Consider the following 26,406-nt stretch of genomic DNA (forward strand, 5'->3'; position numbering starts at 1 on the left):
GGAAGGGCGCGCCGGCTGGGCCAGACTGGCGTCCATGACAGCTGACGCATTGACGGATGTCGCCGGGCTGCGGGTGGGGCACGCCACCCGCGGCGGCGACGGCCGGCTCACCGGCACCACGGTCGTCCTCGCGCCCGAGGGCGGCGCCGTCGCCGCCGTGGACGTACGCGGCGGCGGCCCCGGTACCAAGGAGACCGACGCGCTCGACCCGCGCAACGTGGTGCAGAAGGTCGACGCGCTCGTACTGACCGGAGGCAGCGCCTACGGGCTCGACGCGGCGTCCGGGGTGATGGCCTGGCTGGAGGAGCAGGGGCGCGGGGTGCCGGTGGGGGTGGATCCGGCGCATGTCGTGCCGGTGGTGCCGGCCGCGTGCGTCTTCGACCTGGGACGCGGCGGCGACTTCCGGGCCCGTCCGGACGCGGCGACGGGACGCGCGGCGGTGGAGGCCGCGGCGGCGACCGCGCCGGGCGCGCGGGTGCCCGAGGGGTGCGTCGGCGCCGGTACGGGCGCGGTCGCCGGGCTGCTCAAGGGCGGGGTGGGCAGCGCCAGTACGGTGCTCGCCTCGGGGATCACCGTGGCGGCGCTGGTGGTCGCGAACGCGGCGGGGTCGGTGATGGACCCGGAAACGGGGGCGCTGTACGGGGAGTTGTTCCAGGGGCGGGTGGAGTACCCGGAGGGGCGTGTGCACGAGGCCGCCCGCCGGCGCCTGGACGAGGTCGCCGCCCGGAACGCGTCGGCGCCGCTCAACACGACGCTGGCGGTGGTCGCGACGGACGCGGACCTCACCAAGGCGCAGGCGCAGAAGCTCGCGGGCACGGCGCACGACGGCATCGCGCGCGCCGTCCGGCCGGTGCACCTCCTGCACGACGGTGACACGGTGTTCGCCCTCGCGACCGGCGCCCGGCCGCTCGGCGCGCACCCGTTGGCGCTCAACGACATCCTGGCCGCCGGCGCGGACCTCGTGACGCGCGCGATCGTACGTGCCGTACGCGCGGCCGAGTCGGTGGAGGGACCGGGCGGAGTGTGGCCGTCGTACGGGGAGTTGTACGGCCGCTAGTGCCAGGTTGAGCCCAGGATTGTCGCGGTTCTGTCACGTGATGGCGTTCCCGGGTGCCGGAGGGAACCTACCCCGGCCCCGGTGCTCTCTTTCTCCACGCACTGGAACGGATCACGCACATCACACGAACCTGGAGCAGCCCGTGACAACGCCGGACATTGCAGCGCGGCGCGCACTGGGGGCCTGTGCCGCCCTGATGGTCGGCGCCCTCACCCTGACCGCCTGCGGCGGCAGCACCCACACGACCGACGACGGCAAGGGGGGCAAGGACTCCCCCAGGACGTCGACGGCGAAGATCGCGATCTCGGCCAAGGACGGTTCGACCGGGGCGTCCATCAACGCCACCGGGGTGAAGGTCAGCGACGGCAGGCTGACGGACGTGAAGATGACCGTGGCGGGGTCGGGGCAGGCCGTGCCGGGGGCGATATCGGCGGACGGCCACAGCTGGAAGCCCGAGGCCCGGCTGGAGCGCGGGACGAAGTACCAGATAGCCGCGACCGCGAAGGACTCCGGCGGCCGTACCGCGGCGGCCAACGCCATCTTCACCACCGTCAGCTCGGCGAACAGCTTCATCGGCACCTACACGCCCGACAACGGCTCCACGGTCGGGGTCGGCATGCCTGTGTCGTTCACCTTCGACAAGTCCATCACCGACAAGAAGGCCGTGCAGTCCCACATCACGGTCAACTCCACCAGCGGCCAACAGGTGGTCGGCCACTGGTTCGGGGACCGCCGGCTCGACTTCCGGCCGCAGGAGTACTGGAAGGCCGGATCCAAGGTCACGCTGGGCATCGACCTGGACGGCGTGCAGGGCGCGAAGGGCGTCTACGGGGTGCAGAAGAAGACCGTCTCCTTCACCATCGGGCGGTCGCAGGTCTCCACGGTCGACGTCCGCACACAGACCATGACGGTCGTACGGGACGGCAGGACCTTCAAGACGGTGCCGATCTCGGCGGGCAGCCCGCAGCACACCACGTACAACGGGCAGATGGTGATCTCCGAGAAGTTCGTGCAGACCCGTATGAACGGCTCGACGGTCGGCTTCGGCGGGGAGTACGACATCCCGGACGTGCCGCACGCGATGCGGCTGACCTCGTCGGGGACGTTCATCCACGGCAACTACTGGTACAGCCGGAGCAACCCGCCGTTCGGGCGCGAGGGCACCAGCCACGGCTGCGTCGGCCTCGCGGACGTCCAGGGCGCGCAGGGCGACACGCAGGCCAAGTGGTTCTTCGACAACTCGCTCGTCGGGGACGTCGTGATCGTGAAGAACTCCCCCGACACCACCGTCTCCCCGGACAACGGGCTCAACGGCTGGAACATGCCGTGGAGTGCCTGGACGGCCGGAAGTACCGCCTGAGCGGCGGATTTTGACGACAGGACGGGCCGCGCGGGAACATCCCGCGCGGCCCGCGCGTTTTCCCGGCGTACGTTTTCTCGGTTCCCGGACATGATGTCCGACCGAGGGGCTACGGTATGCACCCACAAGGTGACATGCAGCAACGCCGGGAGATGCCTTGAGCGTTCCGTACGAGACCGCAGCGTACGAACCAGCCGAGTCGCCCGAGTCTCCTGAGGAGCAACTCGCGCGACTCCTCGGCCGTGCCCTGAACTCGTTCGAGCTGCCCGACGAGGTGATAAGGCGCCTCGACTGCGCGCTGGCGCACGACAGCTCGCTGCACGCCGCGTACCACAGCGCGGGGCTGCACCGGGAGACGTACCGGCACACCTGGCTGCTCGCCGACGGATCGGCGGTCACGCTGTGGGAGCTGGTGGCCAACCCGACGCCCGGCAGCGCCCCCGAGCACGAGGTGTACGTCGACGAGGAGGAGCTGCAGACCGCCACGGCACGGCTCGGGGTGCCGCCGGAGACGCAGGACTTCGAACTGCCCTCGCTGATGCGGCTGTGGGCGATCCCGGAGCCCCGGCACACCTTCGTCTCCGACGACTCGGCCGACCACGCGCGCCGGCTGCTGCGCCGCGCGGAGAACCCCGACCGGCCCGGCCCGGAGACGGCGGCGGTGCTGGCGACGGCGACCGCGCACGAGATCACCCAGGCCTTCGGCCACCCCGGACGGGCCGGCCGGACAGGACTGAGCTACGCGCTGTACGAGCACGCCTTCCTGCTGTCCGATGGCACCGAGCTCTCCCTGTGGGAGGTCGAGCACACGGCGACACCGGACGGCCGGCACATGTGCGAGGTGTACATGACTGAAGAAGAGGCCCGGGAGGCGATGAACCGCCGCGCGACGCATCGGGGCTGACGACCGGCCCCGCCGGTTCCGGTGGCCGGCGGGAGGGCGGTCGCGGCGCGGCCCGGGAGCCGTAGCGGCCCCCGAAGCGACGGGCGGCACGGACCCGGGTCGTCGTCCCGGGTCCGTGCCGCTCAGGTAGCGAGGTGTGCCCTGGTGGTCAGGCTGCCACCGGCTGCTTGGTTTCCTTCGGGGGCGTGGGCTGCTGGGTGGTCGGGTCGGAGGCCGTGGGCTCGGGGGCCGGCTTGCGCATGCCCTTGAGGAGAACCACCAGGGCCGTGCTGGCGCAGACGCCGGCCGCGATGGCCACCAGGTACAGCAGCGGGTTGCCGATCAGCGGGACCACGAAGATGCCGCCGTGCGGGGCCCGCAGGGTGGCGCCGAAGCCCATCGACAGGGCGCCGGTGAGCGCGCCGCCCACCATGGCGGACGGGATGACCCGCAGCGGGTCGGCCGCCGCGAACGGGATGGCGCCCTCGGAGATGAAGGACGCGCCCAGCACCCAGGCGGCCTTGCCGTTCTCGCGCTCGGTCGGGGTGAACAGCTTGCCGCGCACGGTCGTGGCCAGGGCCATCGCCAGCGGCGGGACCATGCCGGCCGCCATCACCGCGGCCATGATCTTCATCGCGGAGTCACTGGGGTTGGAGACCGCGATGCCGGCGGTGGCGAAGGTGTAGGCGACCTTGTTGACCGGGCCACCCAGGTCGAAGCACATCATCAGGCCGAGCAGCGCGCCGAGCAGAATGGCGTTGGCGCCGGTGAGGCTGCTCAGCCAGTCGGTCAGGCCCTTCTGGGCACTGGCGATGGGCTTGCCGATCACGACGAACATCAGGAACCCGACGATCGCCGAGGAGATCAGCGGGATCACCACCACGGGCATGATGCCGCGCAGCGCCGCCGGTATGTTGATCCGCTGGATCGCCAGCACCACACCACCGGCGATCAGACCGGCCGCCAGGCCGCCGAGGAAGCCCGCGTTGATGGTCAGCGAGATCGCGCCGCCGACGAAGCCGGGGACCAGGCCCGGCCGGTCCGCCATGCCGTAGGCGATGTAGCCGGCGAGGACCGGGACCAGGAAGCCGAAGGCCACGCCGCCGATCTGGAACAGCAGGGCGCCCCAGCTGTCGGCCTGGGTCCACAGGAAGTGGTCCATCACCGACGGCGCCTTGTTGATCTTGTAGCCGCCGATCGCGAAGCCCAGCGCGATGAGCAGGCCGCCGGCGGCGACGAACGGAACCATGTAGCTGACGCCGGACATCAGCCACTTGCGGAGCCGGGTGCCGTAGCCCTCGGTGGAGTCGCCCGCGCGCTCCACCGGCGTGGACGACCCGCGCGCCGGCGCGCTCGCCTCGCCGCGCGCCGCCTTCTCGCGGACCTCCGCGATGAGTTCCGCCGGGCGGCTGATGCCCGCCTTCACGCCCACGTCGACGGTCGGCTTGCCCGCGAAGCGGTCCTTGTCGCGTACGGCCACGTCGTGGGCGAAGATCACGGCGTCCGCCGCCGCGATGACCGCCGGGTCCAGCCGGGTGAAGCCGGCCGAGCCCTGCGTCTCCACGACCAGCTCGACGCCCGCCTCACGTCCGGCGTTCTCCAGCGACTCGGCCGCCATGTAGGTGTGGGCGATACCGGTCGGGCAGGACGTGACGGCGACGATCCGGAAGGGAGCCCCGCCGGGGGTGGTGCCCGGCGCCGGATCGGATCCGTCCGTGGCGGCCGCGGCCGGTGCCGTACTGCCCGCCGCGGCGCCGGCGGAGGCCGCCACCGGCGCCGCAGCGGTGTCCTCGGGGGCGCCCGCGGCGCCCTGAGCAGCGCCCACGGCGCTCTCGTCAGCGCGCACGGCACCCTGCGCGCTCCCAACCCCCTGGGCGTCCCGGGCGTCCCGCGCGCCGCCCTCCGCCGGTACCTCGTCCCCGCGGATCAGCGCCGCCGCCGTCGCCGCGTCCCGCACCGAGCGCAGCGCGTCCGTGAACTCGGCGTTCATCAGCTGGCGGGCGAGGGAGGACAGGATGGTGAGGTGGGCGTCGTCGGCGCCGGCCGGGGCCGCGATCAGGAAGATCAGGTCAGCCGGGCCGTCCGCGGCACCGAAGTCGATGCCCGCGGCGCTGCGGCCGAAGGCGAGGGTCGGCTCGGTGACATGGGCGCTGCGGCAGTGCGGGATGCCGATGCCGCCGTCCAGCCCGGTCGGCATCTGGGCCTCGCGGGCGGCGACGTCGGCGAGGTAGCCCTCCAGGTCGGTCACCCGGCCCTGGGCCACCATGCGCTCGGCGAGGGCACGGGCCGCCGCTTCCTTGGTGTCGGCGGACAGGTCGAGGTCGACCAGGTCCGCAGTGATCATTTCGCTCATCGCGGGCTCCTATGCACGCGTGTCGCCCGGGGCGTGGGGTGGGCGAAAGGGGGGACGGGGGTGCGGTGGGGGGACGGGGTGGTGCGGGAGGCGGGGCCGGGGAAGCCCCGCCTCCGTGGGACGCCACGGCACGGATGGCCGTACCGCCCCGGGGCGGCGAGTAACGGGGAGGCTCGCCGCTCACGGGCCGGCCGGGCGGGCGCGTCCGGCTGGGCGGAACCGGTACGACCGCCCAGCCGGCGGAAGCCGGGGCGGGCGCAGCTGCACGCGATCGAGGTCATGGCACCGGCTCCGTCAGTTCGCGGTCCAGGGGGATGTCGGCCGTGACGGTCACCGCCGCCGGATCCAGGTCGGCCGGGGTCGGCATCACGCTGCCGGGAAGCTGCACGGCGGCGGCGCCGTGGGCCACGGCGGAGGCGAGCGCCTCGGAGCCGGTGCCGCCGGCGATGAGGAAGCCGGCCAGCGAGGCGTCGCCGGCGCCGACGTTGCTGCGGACGGCGGACACCCGCGCACTGCCGAACCAGGCGCCGGTGTCCGAGACCAGGAGCTGGCCGTCGGCGCCCAGGCTCGCGAGCACGGCGCCCGCGCCCATCGCGCGCACCTCCTCGGCCGCCTTGAACGCGTCGCCCACGGTCGCCAGGGGGCGCGCGACGGCTTCCGCGAGCTCCTCGGCGTTCGGCTTCACCACGTCGGGCCGCGCGCGCAGCGCCTCCAGGAGCGCGCGCCCCGAGGTGTCCAGCGCGATGCGCGCACCCCCGGCGTGCGCCCGCGTGACGACGTCGGCGTACCAGGAGGGCGCGAGCCCCCGGGGCAGGCTGCCGCAGCAGGCGATCCAGTCGGCGTCGCCGGAGTGCGAGCGGACGGTGTCCAGGAGCAGTTCCTGCTCGGCCTCCGACAGCTGCGGGCCCGGTGCGTTGATCTTGGTGAGCACCCCGTCGGCTTCCGCGAGCGCGATGTTGGAGCGGGTGGCACCGGCCACCGGGACCGGCGCGACCTCGATGCCCTGCGCGTCGAGCAACTCGGCGACGAGCGCGCCCGGCGCACCACCCAGGGGCAGGACGGCCACCGTGCGCCTGCCGGCGGCGGCGACGGCCCGCGAGACGTTCACACCCTTGCCGCCGGGGTCCATCCGCTCGCCGGTGGCGCGGATGACCTCGCCGCGTTCCAGGGCGGGTACCTCGTAGGTGCGGTCGAGGGAGGGGTTGGGGGTGACGGTGAGGATCATGCGCGCACTACTTCCGTGCCTCCGCGCTCGATGGCGGCGGCGTCTTCCGGGCTCAGCCCGCTGTCGGTGATCAGCAGGTCCACATCGCTCAGGTCGCCGAAACGGGCGAAGTGCTCCTTGCCGTGCTTGGAGGAGTCGGCCAGCAGCACCACGCGGCGGGCGGCGGCGACGGCGGCCCGCTTGACCGCGGCCTCGGCGAGGTCGGGGGTGGTCAGACCGTGCTCGGCGGAGAATCCGTTGGCGGCGACGAACAGCACGTCGGCGCGGATCTCGCCGTACGCGCGCAGCGCCCAGGCGTCCACGGCGGCACGCGTACGGTGCCGCACGCGCCCTCCGACCAGGTGGAGCTGGATGCCCGGGTGGTCGGCGAGGCGGGCGGCGATCGGCAGGGAGTGCGTGACGACGGTGAGCCGCGCCTCCAGCGGGATGGCCCCGGCCACGCCGGCGACCGTCGTACCGGCGTCGAGGATCATCGTGCCCTCGGCCGGCAGCTCGGTGAGGGCCGCCTTGGCGATGCGGTCCTTCTCGTCCGCGGCGGTGGACTCGCGTTCGGTGAGGTCCGGCTCGAAGTCGAGGCGGCCGGCCGGAATGGCACCGCCGTGCACCCGGCGGACGAGACCGGCGCGGTCGAGGGCCTTCAGGTCGCGGCGGATCGTCTCCGCGGTGACCTGGAACTCCTCGGCCAGCGACAGCACGTCCACCCGGCCGCCGTCACGGGCGAGCCGGAGGATCTCCTGCTGCCGCTCCGGTGCGTACATGTCCGTTCGCCTCCGCCTCGATGGCCGGTCGGACGGCCGACCCGATGTCCGATCGACCGATCCCCGATGTCCGATCACTTCTGAGTCCATGCCCGAACGTGTGGTTTCAATGGCAGGCTACGCCCGGATTTCCGGAAAGTAAACAGATTCGGGCCCGGCTCGGGCAGGAACGGACTTCCCCGGTGTCCGGGCAGCAGAAGGGCCCGGTACCGCACCGGTACCGGGCCCCTCGTCGCCCCGGGTCAGGAGACCAGCGCGGGTTCCTGCGCCGCCGACGGCTCCTCCTGCCCCGCACCCTCCACGTGCTGGGCCGGACGCTTCGGCAGGGCGGACATCAGCAGGAAGATCACGCCCATGATCCCGGCGACCCACCACAGCGCGTGCTGGAAGGCGTGCACGAACGCCGGGCCGACCTGCGCCAGGGTGAGCCGGTCGCCGATCTCCCCGAAGAAGACCACCGAGACCAGCCCCAGCCCGAGCGCGTTGCCCATCTGCTGCACGGTGTTGATCAGCCCGGACGCGGAACCGGCGTGCTCACGCGGCACCTCCGAGAGCACCGCGTCGGTCAGCGGGGCCACGATCAGACCCATGCCGGCGCCCATCACGACCAGCGGCAGGGCCATCTGCCAGGAGGCGATGGCGAGGCCGTAGTGGCGGGACTCCGCCAGGTAGAGCAGCACGCCGGCGGCCATCAGCAGCGCGCCCGCCTGCAGCACCTTCCGGCCGAAGCGCGGGACCAGCTGCTGCACCGACAGCCCGGCCGCCGTGGACACCGCGAGCGAGAACGGCACCCCGGTCAGCCCGGCCCGCAGCGGGCTCCAGCCCAGGCCGATCTGCATGTACAGCGTCCAGACCAGGAAGAAGATGCCGAGTGCGACGCCGAAGACGATCTGTACGGCGATGCCCGCGGCGAAGCTCTTCACACGGAAGAGGGACAACTCGATGAGCGGGGAACCGTCCTTGGCCGCCTTCCGTTTCTCGTACGACACCAGTGCCGCGAAGACGACGAGGGAGCCGGCCATGCAGAGGTGACCCCACAGCGGCCAGCCCAGCTCGCGGCCGCGGGTGAGCGGGTAGAGCAGCATCAGCAGGCCCAGCGTCACCAGGGCGACGCCGGCGAGGTCCAGCTTCATCGCCCTGGGGGCCTTCGACTCGGTGATGAAGCGACGGCCGAGCAGCCAGGCGAGGACACCGACGGGGAGGTTGATGAGGAAGATTGGCCGCCATTCGAGGCCGAACAGGTTCCACTCCGTCAGCAGGGCGCCCAGCAGCGGGCCGGAGACCGCGCCGAGGCCGACGATCGCGCCGAACAGACCGAAGACCTTGCCGCGTTCGTGGGCGGGGAAGGTGGCGTGCACGATGGACAGCACCTGAGGCACCATCAGCGCGGCCATGCCGCCCTGCAGGATGCGGGAGGCGACCAGCATCTCCGGGTTCGCGGCGAAGCCGCACAGGGCGGAGGCGAGGGTGAAGCCGCCGATGCCGAGGAGGAACAGCCGCCTGCGGCCGTGGATGTCACCGAGTCGGCCGCCGGTGATCAGGCCGGCGGCGAAGGCGAGGGCGTAGCCGGCGGTTATCCACTGGATCTGGCCGACCGAGGCGTGGGCGGTCCGCTGGATGGACGGGATCGCGATGTTGACGATCGTGACGTCCACCAGGTCCATGAAGGCCGCGGCCATGACGATCGCCAGGGCCAGCCAGCGGGCGCGGTCGGGCGCCGGGGACGCGAGGGTGCTGTCGTTCGGGGTCATGGAAGAAAGGTAGGACGCCATTAGGTCAGATCGTGTCCTATTGATGCGGCATGCTCGGCACCATGACGACGGACACTCCAGCCCGGCTGCTCCAGCTCCTCTCCCTCCTCCAGACGCCCCGCGAGTGGCCCGGCGGTGAACTCGCCGGCCGGCTCGGGGTGTCCCGGCGCACCGTGCGGCGGGACGTCGACCGGCTGCGGGAGCTGGGCTATCCGGTCCAGGCGACGAAGGGCGCGGACGGCGGGTACCGGCTGGTGGCGGGCAAGGCGATGCCGCCGCTGGTACTGGACGACGAGGAGGCCGTGGCGATCGCGGTGGGCCTGCGGGCCGGGGCGGGCCACGCCGTGGAAGGGGTGGAGGAGGCGTCCGTACGGGCGCTGGCCAAACTGGAGCAGGTGCTGCCGTCCCGGCTGCGCCACCGCGTGTCCACGCTCCAGGCCGCGACCACGCCCCTGACCAGCGGGGACGGTCCGAGTATCGCGCCGGAGACGCTGACCGTGATGGCGTCGACGGTGGCGGGGCACGAACGGCTGCGGTTCGCCTACCGCGACAAGGACGGCAGCGCGTCCCGGCGGCTGACCGAGCCGCACCGGCTGGTGTCGACCGGGCGGCGCTGGTACCTGGTCGCGTACGACCTCGACCGCGCCGACTGGCGCACCTTCCGGGTGGACCGGGTGGGCGAGCCGTTCGCGACCGGAGTCCGCTTCGTGCCGCGGGAGTTGCCGACGGGGAGCGCGGCCGAGTATCTGCGGCAGTCGATCCACCGCCGACAGGAGACGTACGCGTTCGAGGTGCGGTTCGCCGCGCCGGCGGAACAGGTCGCCACCCGGACCCCGAAGTGGCTCGGAACCCCCGAGGACGACGGCACGGGCGGCAGCCTCCTGCGCGGCACCACCGGCGACCCGGTGGAGTGGCTGGCGGTACGACTGGCGATGACGGGGTACGAGTTCTCGGTCCGGGCCCCGGCGGAACTGGCCGATTCGGTGCGGGAGTTGGGTGCGCGGTTGACCAGGGCGGCGGGGAGTTAGCGGGGGCGGGACGGATCTGCGGTGCCCGGCACGCCCGAGGTGTTCGCGAGGACCCGAGCACGGCAGGGCGCCGGCTCCTCCCGCGCCCTTACTCCCCGCCCTGCACGCCGCCCCACCCGAAGCCCTGTAGGGCGTGCAGATTCCGGAGGGCCAGGGCTGCCGGGCTGCCGGGGCCGGTGGGCGGGGTGGTCGTGGTGGCCCAGGACTCCACGGCCACGCGGACGGCGGCGCCGGCCACGGCCGCGGCGAAGCGGAGGTCCGCCTCGTCGGCCGCCCCGCCCGGCACCCGCGCCGCCAGGATCTCCGCCAGCGCCCCCTCCGACGCCTGGCACACCTCCGCCCAGACCTTGCCCAGGGCCGGGCTGGTGCCGGCCAGGCGGACGAGGGTGCGCAGCCATTCCCAGGACGCGGTCGAGACGCCGAGGCCGGGGGTGAGGGTGTGGTGGACGGCGTGTTCCAGGGCCTGCGGCAGCGACAGGTGGGCGGGGGCCGTACGGACCGCCTCGATCCAGCGCCGGGCGCCGGCCGCGTAGAGCGGGGACACCGCCTCTTCCTTGCCGGCGAAGTAGCGGTAGAAGGTGCGCGGTGCGATGCCCGCGGCCTGGGCGATGTCCTCGGCGCGGGTCGCCCGCAGGCCACGCTGCACGAAGAGGGCGGCCGCCGCCCGGGCGATGTCCATCCGGGTCTCGGCCTTCCGGCGTTCCGTGAGGGACATCGGCGCGGAGGCGGAAAACGGCTGGTCGGCGGGGCCTGGGGTGGTGCTCACGTCGGCAGGCTATGCCCGTGTGGCAGAATCTGCCATCCGGTGGCCCACCCCGGGGTTCAGGTACGGGGTGGGCCACCTTTCCACTGTCCGGGGCCCGCAGGAAGAGGCCGGACTCCGGCGCCCCGGGGGGGGTGGGCGCCGGAGCCCGGCTCGGAAAGTCCCGGCGCCGGGGGGGGATGTGCGTCGGGACGTGGTTCACGTGGGGTCGGCCAGGTCGTGGCCGGGGGTGCGGTGTGCGAGGGGAGTGCGGTACCCGGGCCCAGGGGGCCCGGAAGGGTTGTTCCCGCGGCCCCGGGGGTTGAAGCGACGGGACCACGCCATGTTTGCGCCGCCTTTCGCCCCGGTGCGCGCCGGGCAGTGCGCCGTACGCCGGGTACGCCCAGGGCATCACGCGTCGGCGCCTCATGGTCACGCCCCCACCCCGGGCCCCCCCGCGTCACGCGGGGGCCTGGATCACGCCGCCGCGTCGAACCCGGTGGTGCGGGCCAGCTTCTTCAGCTCCATCAGGGCGTGCTTCTCGATCTGCCGGATCCGCTCACGGGTGAGTCCGTGCTCCTTGCCGACCTCGGTCAGGGTGCGCTCGCGGCCGTCCTCGATGCCGTACCGCATCTTGATGATGGAGGCCGTGCGCTGGTCCAGGCGGCCGATCAGGTCGTCCAGTTCCTCGCTGCGCAGCAGGGTCAGGACGGACTGCTCGGGGCTCACCGCCGAGGTGTCCTCCAGCAGGTCGCCGAACTGGGTCTCGCCCTCGTCGTCCACCGACATGTTCAGCGAGACCGGGTCGCGGGCCCAGTCGAGGACGTCGACGACGCGCTCCGGCGTCGAACCCAGCTCCGCGGCGATCTCCGCGGGCTCCGGGTCGCGGCCGTGCTCGCGGTTGAACTCGCGCTGCACGCGCCGGATCCGGCCCAGCTCCTCCACCAGGTGGACGGGTAGCCGGATCGTGCGGGACTGGTCGGCGATGGAGCGGGTGATGGCCTGCCGGATCCACCAGGTGGCGTACGTGGAGAACTTGAAGCCCTTGCGGTAGTCGAACTTCTCGACGGCGCGCACCAGGCCGGCGTTGCCCTCCTGGATCAGGTCGAGCAGGGGCAGCCCGCTGCGCGGGTAGCGCCGGGCCACCGCCACGACCAGGCGGAGGTTGGAGCGGATGAAGACGTCCTTGGCGCGCTCACCGGCGGCGACCAGGGCCTCCAGCTCCTCGCGGGTGGCGTCCGACCGGGACTCCTCCTCGCCGTCGAGGACCTGTTGCGCGAACACACCCGCCTCGATGGTCTGGGACAGCTCGACCTCCTTGGCGGCGTCGAGCAGCGGCGTACGCGCGATCTCGTCCAGGTACATGCCGACCAGGTCGCGGTCTGCGATCTCGCCGCCATGAGCGCGAACACTGCTTGCGGCCGTCTCGCCGGTGGCGGACTGGCGACGGGCGACGGCACGGGTTGCCATGCGTGCTCCCTTGCGATGGTGGGCTGGCGGGTGGTCCTGGTGAACGCCCGGCACTGAGGAGAACGTCTCCGGGGACTCATCTCACTCGCTCCGAGACAGTCTCCGAGTGCCCTGCATCCGTGGGAAACAACGACTGGAATCCGGACAGAATTCCCAACCCGCCCCCCGATTTTTCTGATCATGCAGTACCCTGTTCCGCCGCACAGGGAGGCGAGATGCCGTCGGAACATGCCGAGGTGCAGGTCAGGCCGGGAATCGAGGGTGACCTCGACGCTCTCACGGCGCTCTACAACCACTACGTACGTGAGACGGCCATCACATTCGACACCGCGGTCTTCTCCCCGGAAGAACGCCGTCCTTGGCTGCTCTCCCACCCGGAAGACGGCCCGCACCGGCTGATGGTTGCCACGGACGCGGACTCACAGGAGATTCTGGGGTACGCCACCTCCGGCCCCCACCGGCCGAAGCCGGCGTACCTGACCTCCGTGGAGACCTCGGTGTACGTCGCCCCGGACGCCGGCCGGCGCGGAATCGGCACGCTGCTCTACGGCGCCCTGTTCGACGCCCTGGCCGGGGAGGACGTACACCGCGCCTACGCGGGCATCACGCAGCCGAACGAGGCGTCCGAGCGGCTGCACGCGCGTTTCGGCTTCCGGTACGTCGGCACGTACCGCGAGGTGGGCCGCAAGTTCGGCCGCTACTGGGACGTGGCCTGGTACGAGAAACCGCTGTAGGCGGCGGGCGGCGGGCAGGACGGCGAACGCCCCCCGCGCCTCATCCGAACTGCACGGACCGCTTCGCCATGCCCATCCAGAACCCGTCGATCACCGACTTCTGGGCGTCCAGCTCGCCGCCGGCCTCCGCCGCGCCCATGGTGACGAAGAGCGGGGCGAAGTGTTCGGTGCGCGGATGGGCGTACCGGCCTGCCGGGGCCTTGTCCAGGAAGTCGAGCAGGGCGTCCCAGTCGCGGGCCTCCAGGGCGCGCCGGCCCCAGTCGTCGAACTCGGAGGACCAGGTCGGCACGCCCCGGCCGGCATGACGCAGGGCGGCGAGGTTGTGGGTGAAGAAGCCGGAGCCGACGATCAGCACGCCCTCGTCGCGCAGGGGGGCGAGCTTGCGGCCGATGTCCATCAGGCGTACCGGGTCGAGGGTGGGCATGGAGATCTGCAGGACGGGGATGTCGGCGGCCGGGAACATCTCGACCAGGGGGACGTACGCGCCGTGGTCGAGGCCCCGGTCGGGAATGTCCTGGACCGGGATGCCGGGGGCGCGCAGCAGCTTGCGCACGGCCTCGGCGAGCGCCGGCGCGCCGGGGGCGGGGTAGCGGACCTGGTAGTAGTGCTCGGGGAACCCCCAGAAGTCGTAGACGAGCGGGACGGTCTCGACCGCGCCGAGGGCGAGCGGGGCCTCCTCCCAGTGGGCGGAGACCATGAGGATCGCCCGGGGGCGGGGCAGGCCGGCCGACCAGGCGGCGAGCTGGCCGGGCCAGACGGGGTCGTCGGCGAGCGGCGGCGCACCATGGCTGAGGTACAGGGCGGGCATGCGCTCCTGGGTGGTGGCGGACATGGCGGCGACTCCCGATGATCCAGACGCTGTGACGGCCGAGGACCGGCTACGGCCTTACTGCTGCGGAGCGAGGTGCTTTAACTCTCAAGCTCTCACCGACACCATACGCCCGACTTGTTCAAGTTTCAAGGAGACGGCTCGTACAGTGGACCCCATGAACACCGCACCGGACCCCGCCGCCGCACGGCACCGCTGGCTCACCGACGAGGAACAGCGCGTCTGGCGCGCCTACCTGCACGCCACCACCCTCCTGGAGGACCACCTCGACCGGCAGCTCCAGCGCGATGCGGGCATGCCGCACATCTACTACGGCCTCCTCGTCGGCCTCGCCGAGGCGCCCCGCCGCCGGCTGCGGATGACCGAGCTGGCGATGCGGGCGAAGATCACCCGCTCCCGGCTCTCGCACGCGATCGCCCGGCTGGAGAAGAACGGCTGGGTGCGCCGCGAGGACTGCGCCTCCGACAAGCGCGGCCAGTTCGCCGTACTGACCGACGAGGGCTACGAGGTTCTCCGGCGCACCGCGCCCGGCCATGTGACCGCCGTACGGCAGGCGCTGTTCGAGCGGCTCAGCCCCGAACAGCAGAAGGCCCTCGGCGAGATCATGGAGATCGTCGCCGAGGGCCTCCAGCCCAACGAAGCGGGTGCGGACCTTCCCTGGCTCCGCTAAGTCACCGTACGTCCGTCCGCCGCACGCCCGTCAGTGGGCCACCACCGGCACCGGCACCTCGTCCTCGACGCCCTCGCCCGAGGCCACCGGAGTGGAACCAGGACGGCCGGCGTTGACGAAGGTGAAGGCGATCACGGCGGCGGCCGCCAGGATGCCGACGGCGAACCAGATCGCGGCGGTGTAGCCGTGCACCATGCCCTGGAGCTGCACCAGCTGCTGCTGCGGCCTGGCGGTGGCACCGGCGATGTGGTCCTTGATGTACGAGGTGGTCGCCGAGGCGGCGATGGTGTTCAGCAGGGCGGTGCCGATCGCGCCGCCCACCTGCTGCGAGGTGTTGACCATCGCGGAGGCGACACCGGCGTCCCGGGGCTCGACGCCCTGGGTGGCCAGGGACATCGCCGGCATGAACGCCGTACCCATGCCGAGGCCGAGCAGCACCATCGCGGGCAGCAGCAGGGCGCCGTACGAGGAGTCGATCTCCAGCTGGGTCAGCAGCAGCATGCCGAGGCCGGCGACCAGGAAGCCGGGGCCCATCAGCAGGCGCGCCGGGACCCGGGTCATCAGCCGGGTGCCGATCTGGGTGGAGCCGGTGATCATGCCGGCCACCATCGGCAGGAAGGCGAAGCCGGTCTTGACCGGCGAGTAGCCCTTGACGACCTGGAGGTAGTAGGTCAGGAAGAGGAACAGGCCGAACATGCCGATGATCGCCAGGCCCAGCGAGAGGTAGATGCCGCCGCGGTTGCGGTCGGTCACCACGCGCAGCGGCAGCAGCGGGGTCCTGACCTTGGACTCCACGATCGCGAACGCGACCAGCAGCACCACGGAGGCGACGAACATCGACACGGTCACCGTGTCGCCCCAGCCGTCGGACTCGGCGCGGGTGAAGCCGTACACGAGCGCGACCAGGCCGAGGGTGGACAGCAGGACGCCGGGGATGTCGAGCGGGTTGCGGTTGCGGCCGCCCTCCGGCTCGCGGATGACGAAGTAGGCGCCGGCCGCGGCGACCACGGCGAACGGGACGTTCACGAAGAAGGTCCAGCGCCAGTTCAGGTACTCGGTCAGGAAGCCGCCGAGGATCAGGCCGACGGCGCCGCCGCCGCCCGCGATCGCGCCGTAGATGCCGAACGCCTTGGCGCGCTCCCTGGCGTCGGTGAACATCACCGCGAGCAGGGACAGCGCGGCCGGGGCGAGCAGCGCGCCGAAGACGCCCTGGAGGGCGCGGGCACCGAACATCATCGCGCCCGTGGTGGCGGCACCGCCGAGCGCGGAGGCGGCGGCGAAGCCGCCCAGACCGAGCACGAAGGCGCGCTTGCGGCCCCACAGGTCGGCGATCCGGCCGCCGAAGAGCAGCAGACCGCCGAAGGCGAGGGCGTAGGCCGTGACGACCCACTGCCGGTTGCCGTCGGATATGCCGAGGTCGGTCTGGGCGGAGGGCAGGGCGATGTTCACGATGGTGGCGTCGAGGACGACCATCAGCTGGGCGAGCGCGATGAAGACGAGCGCTTTCCAGCGGTTGGCGTCACCGCTCGGGGCGGTGACGCCAGGAGCCTTGAGGGCTGTTTCGGACATGGAGATACCCACTTCGGGACTTGGAACTCGAATGGTCGTACGGCTGGTCATGCGGCTGGTCGTGCAGTGAAAAATGCCGAGAAAACGGAGTAAGGCGGGAGAGCGAAGAACGACGGAAGGACGGCGGAGAGGCAGCGGGAGGGCGGACGAAGAAGGGCGCGGCGGCCGGGGGGCCGCCGTACCGGAAGAGTGGTGTCGAAGAGTGGACTCGGGGCGGGAGCGGAACTAATCGGTCAGCACGCGCGCAGCTCCCTGAGGCTGACGGCCCGTCCCGGCAGGGCGGAGCGGGCCGGGGCCCGCAGACCGTCGAGGAACAGCTGAAGGTGGCGGTGGACGAAGCGGTCGCCGCGCACGCAGTCCGTACCGGCCGGGGGCCGACTGAGCTGCGCGACGACGATCATCAGGTCGCCGACGCCGACGTCCGCGCGGAGCTGCCCGGCCGCCTTCGCCCGGCCCATGACCCCCTCGACGAGCTGCTCGACGCGCTTGCTGGCGGCCTCCAGGTCCGGGTGGTGCTTGTCGAAGGTGCTGGACACCATGGGGCACAGCGCACTGATCCGCTCGTCGGCGGCGGTGTGCACGAAGTGCTCCAGAGCGGCGAACGCGTCCCCGGTCTCCGCGAGGGCCAGCTCGGCCGCCTCGGCCGTACGGTCCATGACGGAGCAGACGACCTCGCGGACGAGCGCGTCGCGGTCGGGGAAGTTGCGGTACACCGTGGCGTTGCCGACACCGGCCCGGCGGGCGATCTCGTCCAGCGGCACGTCGGGGCCGTGCTCGACGAACATCTCCCGGGCGGCGGTGACGATCCGCTCCCGGTTGCGCAGGGCGTCGGCGCGGGGCCGGGGCGCCTTGCGCGGTGCGGGGGCGGTGATGGCGGACACGGTGTACTCCTTCGGTCGGTCGCCGACGCGGGTTCGGCTTGTGGTCGGTGGGGTGGCACGGGTTCGGCAGGGCTACGACGCGAGGTGGTCGCCCCGTCCCACCCGGCCGGGGGTTACGAAGCGCGGTGGGCCCCGTCTCACCCGGCCGGGGGCTACGAGGTGAAGGTGGCCCCCCGCCTCACTCGGCCGACGCCGAGGGTGATCCGGGGAGCAGGTCCCCGTTTCGCTCGGACACAGGGCTAAACGGGGAAACCGTCCCCGGTTATTTCCCGCCGACGAAAAGATTCCCGTGACCTGAGTCACAATCAGCCGCCGCCGGGATTCACCCCGGTGCGGCCCCGCTTTCCCACGATCGGTCTCCTCCAGCGCGCGCCCGCCGCGGCCCCGACTCAGGGTGAGCGCAAGGGTGCAGCCGGAGACCGGCGGCTGCCGTGGCGCGAAAGGTCCCGCATGCAGCCGCAGCCGCCGCCTCGCCGCCGCATACGCCCGCGCCGGTTCGCGGGCCTGTCCGTGGTGACCGCACTGACCCTCGCGGTCAGCACCTCGGCCGGGACCGGGAACCCTACGGCGCTCACCACCGCGGGGCCCGTCAGTCCGGCCCGTTCCTCCGCGCTCATACCCTGCCTGATCCGTGGCGGCCCGGACGTGCAGATGACCGAGGGGCTGCCCACCCCGCCCGGCTACTCCCGTTCCACGGGCACCGTCCACGCCCTGACCCTGATGGTCGACTTCCCCGACGCGCCCGGTCAGGGCACCGCGATGGACCGTTTCCACGAGTTCTTCCCGCAGACCCAGGAGTGGTTCCGCACCGCGTCGTACGGCCGGCTCGACTACCGCCCCGAGACCCCGGTGACCACCTGGCTGCGCATGCCGAAACCCTTCCGGTCGTACGGCATAGAGCGCGGCGCCCCCTTCGACCCCGGCTACCGGAACCTGGTCCAGGACCTGGTGGCCGCCGCCGACCCGAAGGTGAACTTCCGCGACTACGACCTGCTGAACGTCCTCGTCACCCCGAACGCCGGCCCGTCCGCCCTGGACACCGTGCTGTCCGTGACCTTCGCCGGCAACGACGACGCCCCGGTCGCCGACGGCGTCCGCATAGCGAACGCCTCGTTCGTCTACTCCCGCCAGGACGACGGCTCCGGCTCCTACTCCCGCACCGGCTACCGAGTGCTCCCCCACGAGAACGGCCACACCTTCGGCCTGCCCGACCTGTACACCCAGGACGGCGGGGGCGCGGTCGGGCACTGGGACATCATGAGCGAGGACTGGGGCGCCGACAACGACCTGCTCGGCTGGCACAAGTGGAAGCTGGGCTGGCTGGACGCCGGCCAGGTCGGCTGCGCGGCGGGGCGGGGCAGCGTCGAGTACAGCCTGACACCGCTGTACAAGGCCGGCGGCGGCAAGCTGGTCCTGGTCCCGATCAGCCCACGCAGCACCTACGCCCTGGAGGTCCGCGCACAGGGCGGCAACGACGAGGCGGTGTGCCGCCCCGGCCTCCTCGTCTACAAGGTCGACGCCACCGTCGACACCGGCCGCGGCCCGGTCACCGTCTATGACAGCCACCGCAACAGCGGCGGCTGCACCAGCAGCCCCAACGTCCACGCCGAACTCTCCGACGCCCCCTTCACCCCCGGGGAATCCTTCAAGGATCCCCGGCACGGCATAGCGATACAGGTACTGAGCCTGGACGAGGACGGCAACTGCCGGGTGCGGGTCACTCGGGGATGAGGGCGGGAGGAGCCAGGGGACCACGCCGTACCGAGCCGGGCAGGAAGCTCCCACAGCCCCTCCCCACCGCCTCCCGCCACACCCCCCTTCCCAACCTGCCCCCTTCCCGCCACCCCGCCCCACCCTGATCCGGTACCCTGTGGACCGAGCGCCCACCAGGACGCCCACGTACGCCTTCGTAGCTCAGGGGATAGAGCACCGCTCTCCTAAAGCGGGTGTCGCAGGTTCGAATCCTGCCGGGGGCACCAGGCAAAGGGCCCCGGACCGATCATGGTCCGGGGCCTTTTGACGGCGGTCTTTGACGGCAGTCGCCTCAGCCTCCGTCCGGAGCACGTTCGGATCTTCAGCGAGCACGCATCGCCCATCACTCTGACCCCGCGGGCACCTCCCTGCACGGTCACGTGATCGCCCACGCCAGCCACCGAAGCACCCACTGTCACTTGACAGCGGAGACGCCCGGCATCCATACCATGCGTCACAAGCGCTCAAGCGCCAGGAAGCCCTAGTTCTTGCGAGTGGTGAGTAACCTCGCAAATCCCTGGTTCCGTTGGCAATTTCAGGCATCCGCTCGCCAAGATGCAGCTACCTCGACAGAGAGCCCGCCGGGCTTCCTACGGCATCCGGCGGGCTCTTCTCGGGCCACGAGTCATTCCTCAGAGACGGGACCCTTCTATGCACCGTACACAGCAGGCGATTGCTCGCGGGCTGGTTCACCGAGCGATGCACCTCACACTGCTGGCTCTCGCCGCCGGAGTTGCTGGGCTCATTGCCGGGATCTTCGCCGCGCGTGTGGGCGACTTCACCTTCTACGCCGCGTCCGCCGCCGGTGCAGCTGCGGCCGTCGTTGCCTTCACTGTTGGGATCAAGGCGCTTGAGTACCTCCTTCGTGAGTGACGAGGTCTGCGCCATCGGGACAGCCGTCCCCGCCGTCATAGCGGGGGCGGCTGCGCCTTATCGGACCAGGTACGAGCGACGTCTCAAAGCGGCATTCGACGCTTGAGCAGCCGGTCCATGTGGCTGATCGCCTCCCGCTGGGTGTCGTGCACAACGTGCGTGTACACGTCCATCGTGATGCTGATCTGGCTGTGCCCCAGAATCTCCATGATGACCCGTGGCGCGACGCCAGCCGCTGTCAGCAGCGTCGCGCAGCCGTGCCGCGCGTCGTGCAGCCGGACTACCCGCAGTCCCGCATCGGCCGCCACCCGAGTGAAGGACCGGTAGACGTTCCGCGGCTCGACCGGCCGTCCGTTCCTCGTGGCGAACACGTAGCCGGTCTCCGACCAGCCGACGCCCGTGCGTGAGAACGCCTCGCGCTGCCTCAGCCGATGCCAGCGCAGGGGCGCGATGCACAGCGCCGGCATCGGCACCACCCGGCTGCGGCGGCTCTTGGGGTCGTCGTCGTACAGAGTGCCCCTACGGCGCTGCGTCTGCTGCCGGACGTGAAGGACGCGGTCGTCGAGGTCCACGTCGGACCAGCGAAGGCCCACCAACTCGGCACGGCGCAGGCCCATGGCCACGGCGAGGACGAACGCCGCGTACAGCGAGTCTCGGCGTGCGGCTTCCAGGAATGACAGCGTCTCTTCCAAGGTCCACGGCCGAATTTTCCGCTGCTTCACGCGCGGTGGCTCAACCAGCGACGCGACGATCCGTGCGATCAGTTCTTCCCGCACCGCCGCCGTGAGTGCCGTGCGCAGCACCCGGTGCGCTTCCTTGGCGGTCGCGGCCGTGTTGTCGTTCTGCATTCGAGTGACGAAGCACCGCACGTCAGCGACGCTCAACGACTCCAGCCGCTTCGTGCCCAACAGCGGTACGAGATAAGGACGCACGTGCGTTTCGTACTTGTCGTAGGTGCTGAGTTTGCGGCGCGGCTCGACGTAGTGCTTAAGCCGGTACGGCAACCACTCGGAGAGCTTCGCGGACCGCGTCGGCGTCGGGATGCCCTGACGGTCGCGGCGCACCAACTCCTGCCGCTTGGTGTCGCACTCCTCCCAGGTGCTGCCGTACACAGTCTTGCGCTTGCGCGTGCCATCGGGCTGGGGGACGTAGACACGGGCCTCGTAACGCCCGTCCTTGCGCTGCCAGATGCTGCCGGCGCCGTTCTCTTTCGGGATGCCATCAGGCTGCGTTCTCCTCGATCTGTGCCTGGATGAAGGCGCGCAGGCTGTCGGGGGCGATGCGTCGCGCACGCCCGACGGTGAAGCTCGCCAACTGACGGGATCGGATGAGGTCGTAGACCTTGCTGCGGCTCAGCCGCAGGGCGGTCATCACTTCGGGAACCGTGAGAGCTTCGGGGGCTGCGGGCATGGCGGTGCGCACGACGAACCTCCTGCAATGAGGGGGCGTCCTCGGCCCCCTGGGAAGTCCGCTACTTCCGCTACCGCCGCTACCGCGCAGGTCAGCACCCTGTTCAGGGTAGCGGGAAGGAGTAGCGGTAGCGGATGGGGAGCAGCGGGGTAGCGGCTAGCGGTGGTGCTTGCCGCTACCCCGTTGTTGCTGGTCAGGCGGCGTTTTCGGTGCCCGGTAGCGGAGGTAGCGGACTTTCCGGTTCGGGTCCTCTTGAAGAGCATGACTTTCCTTCGCTGTTCGCGGGCGGTCACTCGGAGGTCGGACGACCGGAACGGCGGTCGTCCTTCCGATTCCGCTGCTCCTTGGATTGGCGGCCGCCAGGCGTGGCTGCGGTGCTGCGCGGCTGGTTGGGAGATGCTGATGAGGTCTCCCGCGGAGTCGCGTTGGCGCAGGTGCCACCTGACCGCTTGGGGGTGGGCGCACCACCAGAGACGCCCCCTCGCATGGGAGCTCCCGAGCTCAGGGACCCCCGAGACGACTCCTGCGTGCTGCCGCCGACGACTCTTCCGTAGGGCGAGGCGGTGTGACCACCGGGGACCCCAGCCGCGCGACCAACCGGCTGGGGCACAGGACCACCGGTGCCTGTCGTAGGACGCCCCACAGGGCCGCGGGCGGTCGGGCCCTCCGTACCCACCACCGTTCCGCGGGGGATGGCCCCTGTCGGCCGGCCGGTAGAAGGCACGGTCGGACGGCCCCCGACAATGCCGTTGCCGCCGCCGCTGGGCATGCGTCCGGGAATCGGCGTCGGGACTTCCCCGCCTGGCGCCAAGGTGGGCCGTCCGGGAATCGCCCCCCGCCCCGGCTCTTCTGGACCGGCTGGCATTCCTACTCGTTGGGCTGGCATTCCTCCTCGTTGTGGAGGACCAGTGACGTCTGCGATACGGAGCCCCCGCCGGCGCCGGCGTCGACGGCTGCCCGGTCTGCGTCCCGTTCCCGCCGCCGTGCGCCTTGCTCGGCCCCTCAGGGTCGTAACTGCCGCCGTAGTTCTTCGTCGTCTCCGCGCTGATTGCCGCCATGCGGTCACGGACGTCCAGGTCGACGTTCTGATAGCCCTTGTGTGAGGCCATGACCGCGATGCCCATGCCCTCCATGGAGTCCGACAGCAGCTTCGACAGCGTTTCCAGCTCGCTGATCACCGTCTCGTACGTGCTGAACAGCCCGGCCGCCTCCGCCCACGAACCGGCCCCGCCGCCGAACTGATGGCGTGCGAACTGCTCCTGCCCGATCTTGCCCGGACCTGCCTGCGAGCCCTCTCGTGGATCAGAGCGTCGACGCGCTTCTGAAAGGTGGTGAATGACGACAGTTCCGTGGCCACATCGGCGACGGCTTCGCGTGCCACGTCGAACAGGCCGGACGCCCACGACGACGTGCCCGACGTCGACCCGCCATCGCTCGGAAGCACAACACCCTCCCCGTATTGTCAGAACAACCGACGGCTCACATCCGCACCAGCAACTTCAGCTACCAGCAGTGACAGGCCACAGTCGACCCGTAGCGGCGAGCGACCGAGAACAGACCATCCGCGAGGGCCCCTCCGCCCGCAGCCAGGAGGTCAGCGGCTCATCAGGCACGTCACCACCCCACACCCCCGCGTGATGAAGCGCATGAGCATCAACAACAAGCCGCTCGCCGCCTGCTCCTACCCCACCGCGATCATGCCCCGCACACGAAGGAGTCCCTGCTCATCGAACAGGGACTCCCTTTGCCACAACGCACTTACATCATCAAGACCGCCAGTCTGCTGGGCGCGCGAAAGATCGGGCTAATCCCTGAACTTGTTCCTCAGCGTCTGGAGCCGCCAAGGCGTCAGATAAGAGAGAAAGACACCCACCCCGAGAAGCGCACCATTGAGGACGAGCGCACAGACATCGCCAGTCGGACGGGTGGTGAACTCCCACCAGGGGTACTGTCCGTGAGGGTCAGGGGTCCCCCAATACAGCATTGGACACAGCAGACACACGGGCAAAACCCAAGCTAGCCGCCAACCGAGCGTGCATCCAGATATCAGAGCGATGCCGGTCCAACCCGGGATGGAGCGAGCGACATGCTCCACGAGAGAAGGCGGCAGTACGACGGCGGATGCAGCGAGGAATATCCCGGAGCACAGCGACGCCATGACGACGAGAAACCTCGCACGTACCCTGTGAAACTGTTCTGTGGATACGGACTCCAGGCTGGCCAGCGGACTGTAGAGCGCCAGAACCGGGAGCACTGCCGGCCCAAGCAGCAGAATACGCCAAGCGGCAGGAGGCGCTACGCGCACATCTGCGGTAGGGATCGGAGAGCTCTGATGCCCGACCAGGGCAGTGACGATCCCAAGCGCAAGTGCAATCGCCAAGGTGAGCACAGGACGCCGGGGCCCGTAGAAGCCCGGTAGCGAGTGAGTCCACTTTAGAAGCGCACGCTCGTGATTTTTACCTGCAGTACCGCGCACGGAAGTCTTCCATCTTCTTGTGGACCCACGCGAACTGCTCTTCTTTCGAGTGGGTCTTTGCTTCGGCTGCGCTCTCTTCACTCGCTTTGACGTATTCTGGAGTTGCACCCTCGAGCCGGTAGTCGGGATCTCCACCACCGGCCAAGTAGATCTCGACCCAGTGTCCGACCGCGTCGGCAGTGGAGTCATGTTTCGCGGCAGCCGCCTGCCAATCACAGGAAGAAAACGTCTTGCCGGCGATCACGCTCGAGATGCTGGACGCCAAAGACCATCTATTCCCTTCCATGATGGTGAAGTCCCCAGTAGCCTGCCGGTGGGTCTCTCCATTGATGTGGAAAACCTCTTCTCGCGTGCCGTACTCGTACACACGATCCGGAAGAGAGAATCCCTCCGGGAGGGTGGCCGCCCTGGCGTCGATCTTGTGCATCAGGCCCAGGTACTTCTCATGCTCCGGCCAGTAACACATTTTCATGGCGCCAGACGTACACGGCAGGCTTTCAGGTGCCGCACGGTCGACGACGGCCGGCACTCCAGAGATTGCGAGAACGACTGCTATTCCTGCCGCAATGCTCGCCAGAGATGCCACGCGAGACGGCAGTTTACGCAGCGATATGCGCGATGGAAGAAAAAGCATGGCACAAGAGAATGCCGCCACAGCACCGAAGCGCAGCACCAGGGCCGGGAGATCCACTTCCTTCCACGGAGGGCCACTCATGACGGAGATGCTGGTTGCCGACCGAAACGCCATGGTTACGATGATCCACGTCAAGACGGAAGCTATGGCTGCGAAACGCCCCGTGAGTAGCTTACCCAGAAGCCAACCCCAACTGCATGACAAAACGATCACACAGGCACCCATAAGCGCGTACCCGAAGAACATGGAAATACCCGGTGGGTCCGTAGGCCACGTGACCGACCAGGCGGCTGCGACCCCGCACAGGTAAGGGAAAACGAAGGCGGTGACGACGGCGCTCAGGCGGTACAGGTCTATGAGGGCAGACGGCTTGCCGGTTGCAGCCAGTTGATCGTCCAGCCCGTTCCTGGACCGGGCGCCCGACATCCACGCCGAAGCCCCGCAGGCCGCGATTCCCAGCAGAGAGGCGGGCACCTGGGCAGCCGCACCAGCTTCGGGCCAGATCCCGATCCAGTATGTGGTACGCAGAAAGAGTGTCGCTACATCGAGCAGCGCAAGGGGGACTATCCACCACAAAAGACCCGAGAAGCGCAGGTGCCGGATCAGCGGTTTCACAGGTTTCGCTCCTCCTGAGGCAGGAGGTGCATGTATGCACGCTCCAAGGCCGACTCGCCCGGCAGGCCATCATGCCCCAGCGCGGCGAGGGCAGGAACGGTGTCGTCGAAAGTGATTGTTCCGCCATTCAAAACGACTACGCGATCACACACAGCCTCGATGTCGTCCGTCAAATGAGTACTCAGCACGACCGTTGCGTGGGAGAAGTTCTTGATGATGCCGCGAAACTGAATACGCTGTCGAGGGTCGAGGCCGACCGTCGGTTCGTCGAGCAGGATCACGTCCGGGTCGCCGACCACAGCCCAAGCGATTCCAGCTCTGCGCCGCTGCCCGCCCGACAGCTTTCCCATCTTGGTGCGAATATGACTCGCGAGGTCAACCTGCTCCAAGGCCCGCATCACCGAATCGCGCTGCTGCCGAGCCGGGACACCTCTGAGCCAAGCGGCGTACTCCACGAATTCCAGGACCCTCATGCCAGGGTCGTGCCCGAAATCCTGCGGTAGGTAGCCGATCCGGCTGCGCACTTGACGCGCGGAACGTTCGGCTTCGACGCGAACGCCAGAGATCTCGACCGCACCGCTGCGCGGCGGAACAACAGTGGCCATGGTACGCAGCAGTGTCGACTTGCCGGCTCCGTTCGGCCCCAACAATCCGGTTATTCCTGCGCCGAGATCGAGATTGATGCCGTGGAGCACCGGGGTCCCACTATAGCCCTGATAGACGTCAGCGAGTCGAAGGCTCATGATGCACTCTCTCTCATGACGCTGTGGGTTCGGCGAGTCACCGAACCCACGACGTCACGAATTAATCAGCGATTTACCGGAACACGGTGTCCACGTAGGTCACCTTGAACGTGCAGTCGCTGCCCGGCACGACCGCGCGGTCGCCCTGGTAGCGCCAGATGTTCATGGAGGGGTCACCCTCGTAGTCGCAGGCGGCCGTCGAGATGTACTGCCCCGTCGTGCCGGCACCGGCGGTCGTGCAGGCCTGCTGCCACGACGTCGTGAAGTACTGGCCGCGACAGTTGTGCACGGTGTTTCCATTGGTGGCCGAGGCCATCGGCGCCACCGCCAGGCCGGCACCGGCGCCGAGCACGACGGTCAGCGCAATCTTTGCGGCAAGAGTGCGGTTGACTATACCTCTGGTCATTTCATAACTCTTCTCATCAGGATTCACCAGAGGGGACTGCAGAGCGACCTTCGGCTCAAACCCCTGCCGTGACGCCTTCCATGCCGAGTTCCGACATGACGCCTGCCCCCTCCGGCATGCCGTTGTCGTGATCATGGTGACGCATAAATCTGGCCAGTGGTTACACAATTCCCGGCCATGTGATCCA

The 26,406-nt window shown here is 70.2% G+C and carries 23 protein-coding genes and 1 tRNA gene; 10 read left to right on the forward strand and 14 right to left on the reverse strand.

The features are described 5' to 3' along the window. Window positions 1–34 precede the first annotated feature (34 nt). From ACZ3ZD_RS23615 to ACZ3ZD_RS23625, 3 genes are all read left to right on the forward strand, one after another. The gene (locus ACZ3ZD_RS23615; RefSeq protein ID WP_467400595.1) at window positions 35–1,057 is read left to right on the forward strand and encodes a P1 family peptidase; all 1,023 of its coding nucleotides are present in this window, start codon (window positions 35–37) and stop codon (window positions 1,055–1,057) included. A 142-nt stretch (window positions 1,058–1,199) separates the two neighbouring features. After that, window positions 1,200–2,417, forward strand: a complete 1,218-nt coding sequence (locus ACZ3ZD_RS23620) for a L,D-transpeptidase (RefSeq protein ID WP_467400597.1) — start codon at window positions 1,200–1,202, stop codon at window positions 2,415–2,417. Window positions 2,418–2,574: 157 nt separating this feature from the next. Beyond that, window positions 2,575–3,321, forward strand: coding sequence for a DUF6227 family protein (locus ACZ3ZD_RS23625; protein ID WP_467400600.1), 747 nt, complete (start codon window positions 2,575–2,577; stop codon window positions 3,319–3,321). A gap of 148 nt (window positions 3,322–3,469) precedes the next feature. Here the strand turns inward: ACZ3ZD_RS23625 and ACZ3ZD_RS23630 are convergent, their stop codons facing one another. The 4 genes from ACZ3ZD_RS23630 to ACZ3ZD_RS23645 all read right to left on the reverse strand — a co-directional run bounded on the left by ACZ3ZD_RS23630 (window position 3,470) and on the right by ACZ3ZD_RS23645 (window position 9,387). Beyond that, window positions 3,470–5,653, reverse strand: coding sequence for a PTS fructose transporter subunit IIABC (locus tag ACZ3ZD_RS23630; RefSeq protein ID WP_467400602.1), 2,184 nt, complete (start codon window positions 5,651–5,653; stop codon window positions 3,470–3,472). Between the two features lie 277 nt (window positions 5,654–5,930). Further along, the gene (gene pfkB / locus ACZ3ZD_RS23635; protein ID WP_467400604.1) at window positions 5,931–6,878 is read right to left on the reverse strand and encodes a 1-phosphofructokinase; all 948 of its coding nucleotides are present in this window, start codon (window positions 6,876–6,878) and stop codon (window positions 5,931–5,933) included. Then, a complete protein-coding gene (locus ACZ3ZD_RS23640) occupies window positions 6,875–7,636 on the reverse strand; it encodes a DeoR/GlpR family DNA-binding transcription regulator (protein WP_467400607.1) in 762 nt (253 codons plus the stop codon). Before ACZ3ZD_RS23640 ends, pfkB begins: the two co-directional genes overlap by 4 nt. A 242-nt stretch (window positions 7,637–7,878) precedes the next feature. Next, window positions 7,879–9,387 (reverse strand): MFS transporter, encoded by a 1,509-nt coding sequence (locus tag ACZ3ZD_RS23645; protein ID WP_467400610.1) that lies wholly within the window; start codon window positions 9,385–9,387, stop codon window positions 7,879–7,881. 62 nt (window positions 9,388–9,449) lie between these two features. Here ACZ3ZD_RS23645 and ACZ3ZD_RS23650 point away from each other — a divergent pair, with 62 nt between their 5' ends. Continuing rightward, on the forward strand, window positions 9,450–10,415 hold the full coding sequence (locus tag ACZ3ZD_RS23650) for a helix-turn-helix transcriptional regulator (protein ID WP_467400612.1): 966 nt from the start codon (window positions 9,450–9,452) through the stop codon (window positions 10,413–10,415). 88 nt (window positions 10,416–10,503) lie between these two features. On the opposite strand, the gene ACZ3ZD_RS23655 is transcribed toward ACZ3ZD_RS23650, so the two are convergent. Together ACZ3ZD_RS23655 and ACZ3ZD_RS23660 are read right to left on the reverse strand one after the other, a co-directional pair. Then, window positions 10,504–11,130 carry a TetR/AcrR family transcriptional regulator gene (locus ACZ3ZD_RS23655; RefSeq protein WP_467400852.1) on the reverse strand — a complete coding sequence of 209 codons (627 nt, stop codon included), beginning with the start codon at window positions 11,128–11,130 and terminating at the stop codon, window positions 10,504–10,506. A 504-nt stretch (window positions 11,131–11,634) separates the two neighbouring features. Continuing rightward, window positions 11,635–12,627: a sigma-70 family RNA polymerase sigma factor gene (locus tag ACZ3ZD_RS23660; RefSeq protein WP_467400615.1), complete on the reverse strand. Its 993-nt coding sequence runs from the start codon at window positions 12,625–12,627 to the stop codon at window positions 11,635–11,637. Between the two features lie 215 nt (window positions 12,628–12,842). Between ACZ3ZD_RS23660 and ACZ3ZD_RS23665 the strand changes: the two genes are divergently transcribed. After that, window positions 12,843–13,361, forward strand: a complete 519-nt coding sequence (locus ACZ3ZD_RS23665; RefSeq protein WP_467400617.1) for a GNAT family N-acetyltransferase — start codon at window positions 12,843–12,845, stop codon at window positions 13,359–13,361. Between the two features lie 40 nt (window positions 13,362–13,401). Here the strand turns inward: ACZ3ZD_RS23665 and ACZ3ZD_RS23670 are convergent, their stop codons facing one another. Next, window positions 13,402–14,193, reverse strand: a complete 792-nt coding sequence (locus ACZ3ZD_RS23670; protein WP_467400621.1) for a dioxygenase family protein — start codon at window positions 14,191–14,193, stop codon at window positions 13,402–13,404. A gap of 154 nt (window positions 14,194–14,347) precedes the next feature. On the opposite strand from ACZ3ZD_RS23670, the gene ACZ3ZD_RS23675 reads away from it, so the two are divergent. After that, window positions 14,348–14,860 carry a MarR family winged helix-turn-helix transcriptional regulator gene (locus ACZ3ZD_RS23675; RefSeq protein ID WP_467400625.1) on the forward strand — a complete coding sequence of 171 codons (513 nt, stop codon included), beginning with the start codon at window positions 14,348–14,350 and terminating at the stop codon, window positions 14,858–14,860. 30 nt (window positions 14,861–14,890) lie between these two features. Here ACZ3ZD_RS23675 and ACZ3ZD_RS23680 read toward each other — a convergent pair whose 3' ends face one another. Together ACZ3ZD_RS23680 and ACZ3ZD_RS23685 are read right to left on the reverse strand one after the other, a co-directional pair. Then, window positions 14,891–16,429 carry an MFS transporter gene (locus ACZ3ZD_RS23680; RefSeq protein WP_467400627.1) on the reverse strand — a complete coding sequence of 513 codons (1,539 nt, stop codon included), beginning with the start codon at window positions 16,427–16,429 and terminating at the stop codon, window positions 14,891–14,893. A 233-nt stretch (window positions 16,430–16,662) separates the two neighbouring features. Further along, window positions 16,663–17,310: a TetR/AcrR family transcriptional regulator gene (locus ACZ3ZD_RS23685; RefSeq protein WP_467400630.1), complete on the reverse strand. Its 648-nt coding sequence runs from the start codon at window positions 17,308–17,310 to the stop codon at window positions 16,663–16,665. Between the two features lie 450 nt (window positions 17,311–17,760). Between ACZ3ZD_RS23685 and ACZ3ZD_RS23690 the strand changes: the two genes are divergently transcribed. The 3 genes from ACZ3ZD_RS23690 to ACZ3ZD_RS23700 all read left to right on the forward strand — a co-directional run bounded on the left by ACZ3ZD_RS23690 (window position 17,761) and on the right by ACZ3ZD_RS23700 (window position 19,935). Beyond that, the gene (locus ACZ3ZD_RS23690; RefSeq protein WP_467400632.1) at window positions 17,761–19,041 is read left to right on the forward strand and encodes a M6 family metalloprotease domain-containing protein; all 1,281 of its coding nucleotides are present in this window, start codon (window positions 17,761–17,763) and stop codon (window positions 19,039–19,041) included. 172 nt (window positions 19,042–19,213) lie between these two features. Beyond that, window positions 19,214–19,289 (forward strand) — tRNA-Arg (locus ACZ3ZD_RS23695). 472 nt (window positions 19,290–19,761) lie between these two features. Further along, entirely contained in the window at window positions 19,762–19,935 is a 174-nt protein-coding gene (locus tag ACZ3ZD_RS23700; RefSeq protein WP_467400635.1) for a hypothetical protein, read from the forward strand. 83 nt (window positions 19,936–20,018) lie between these two features. On the opposite strand, the gene ACZ3ZD_RS23705 is transcribed toward ACZ3ZD_RS23700, so the two are convergent. Both ACZ3ZD_RS23705 and ACZ3ZD_RS23710 read right to left on the reverse strand, forming a co-directional pair. Continuing rightward, window positions 20,019–21,152 carry a tyrosine-type recombinase/integrase gene (locus tag ACZ3ZD_RS23705; RefSeq protein ID WP_467400856.1) on the reverse strand — a complete coding sequence of 378 codons (1,134 nt, stop codon included), beginning with the start codon at window positions 21,150–21,152 and terminating at the stop codon, window positions 20,019–20,021. 4 nt (window positions 21,153–21,156) lie between these two features. Beyond that, window positions 21,157–21,357, reverse strand: coding sequence for a helix-turn-helix domain-containing protein (locus ACZ3ZD_RS23710; RefSeq protein WP_467400638.1), 201 nt, complete (start codon window positions 21,355–21,357; stop codon window positions 21,157–21,159). A 1,095-nt stretch (window positions 21,358–22,452) separates the two neighbouring features. On the opposite strand from ACZ3ZD_RS23710, the gene ACZ3ZD_RS23715 reads away from it, so the two are divergent. Further along, the gene (locus tag ACZ3ZD_RS23715; protein WP_467400640.1) at window positions 22,453–22,587 is read left to right on the forward strand and encodes a hypothetical protein; all 135 of its coding nucleotides are present in this window, start codon (window positions 22,453–22,455) and stop codon (window positions 22,585–22,587) included. Window positions 22,588–23,801: 1,214 nt separating this feature from the next. On the opposite strand, the gene ACZ3ZD_RS23720 is transcribed toward ACZ3ZD_RS23715, so the two are convergent. The 3 genes from ACZ3ZD_RS23720 to ACZ3ZD_RS23730 all read right to left on the reverse strand — a co-directional run bounded on the left by ACZ3ZD_RS23720 (window position 23,802) and on the right by ACZ3ZD_RS23730 (window position 26,219). Beyond that, window positions 23,802–25,070 (reverse strand): hypothetical protein, encoded by a 1,269-nt coding sequence (locus ACZ3ZD_RS23720; RefSeq protein WP_467400644.1) that lies wholly within the window; start codon window positions 25,068–25,070, stop codon window positions 23,802–23,804. Further along, a complete protein-coding gene (locus tag ACZ3ZD_RS23725; protein WP_467400646.1) occupies window positions 25,067–25,813 on the reverse strand; it encodes an ABC transporter ATP-binding protein in 747 nt (248 codons plus the stop codon). The genes ACZ3ZD_RS23720 and ACZ3ZD_RS23725 overlap by 4 nt, the downstream gene beginning before the upstream one ends. Before the next feature lie 73 nt (window positions 25,814–25,886). Continuing rightward, window positions 25,887–26,219 (reverse strand): hypothetical protein, encoded by a 333-nt coding sequence (locus ACZ3ZD_RS23730; RefSeq protein WP_467400649.1) that lies wholly within the window; start codon window positions 26,217–26,219, stop codon window positions 25,887–25,889. Window positions 26,220–26,406 lie beyond the last annotated feature (187 nt).

Source organism: Streptomyces sp. NPDC023481, from assembly GCF_055560195.1.